Here is a 1,072-nt window from a genome sequence, read left to right on the forward strand (position 1 = left end):
GCTTCTACAAGTTTATTTACATTTTGCTCGGTAACAGTTGCTACGTTATCTTTTACAGCAGCATCAGCAACTGCTACAGCAACCGCCTTTGATACTTTTTGAAGATCTTTAATGTTGGGAAGAAGCGTATCTCCTTTGGTATCTGTTTCTGCTATACGCGCTACTGCATTGGCTGCTTCTGCAAACATAGATTCAGTAAACTTTTGAGCACGAACCACAATTGCACCTAAACCAAGACCCGGAAACACAAATGCATTATTAGCCTGTCCGATTTCATAAGTGTGCCCGTTATATTCAACGGGTTCAAATGGACTTCCCGTTGCAATAAGGGCTTTTCCTTCCGTCCATTTTATAATATTTTCCGGAACAGCTTCAGCAAGTTTAGTTGGGTTTGAAAGCGGCATAATCACCGGACGCTCTACATGCTTTGCCATTTCTTTAATAATTTCTTCGGTAAAAGCATCCGTGACGCCTGACGTTCCAATTAAAATCGTCGGCTTCACTTGCTTGACAAGCTCCAACAGTGAAATTTTATTTTCATCGTCTTTTTCCCATTCTTTAATCTCTTCATTTTGGCGAACATACGGCTGTTGAAAAGGAGCTAAATCTTCCATATCTTCGGTTAACAGACCTCTGTAATCATATGCCCAAAAACGAGCATATGCTTCTTCTTCAGACAGCCCTTCAAGCATCATCGCACTATGAATACGATCAGCATTCCCGATTCCAGCAGATCCCGGTCCAAATACAACAACCCTCTGATCTTTTAGGGGCGTTCCTGTAATACGCACCGCTGTTAAAACGGCTGCAAGAGTAATCACTCCCGTTCCTTGAATATCATCATTAAACGTTAAAATTTTATCGCCGTATTCTTTCATAATGTGACGCGCGTTAATATTCCCAAGATCCTCCCAATGAAGAAGCGCTTTAGGAAACTTGGTCGTTATTTCTTTTACAAATTGAGCAATAAAACGATTATAGTCTTCTCCTTTTACTCGTTCATGACGATTTCCTAAATACAAAGGATCTTCAAGAAGCTTTTTGTTATTGGTTCCCATATCAAGAACAACAG

General features: G+C 40.4%; 1 protein-coding gene. It reads right to left on the minus strand.

Annotated elements, in window-relative coordinates; all coding sequences use genetic code 11:
- Positions 1–1,072, minus strand: a 1,072-nt coding sequence (maeA, locus tag AC1DRF_RS29260; protein ID WP_477742477.1) for an oxaloacetate-decarboxylating malate dehydrogenase, incomplete at both ends; no start/stop codon positions are given.

It is taken from the genome of Priestia sp. P5_B4 (genome assembly GCF_056400385.1).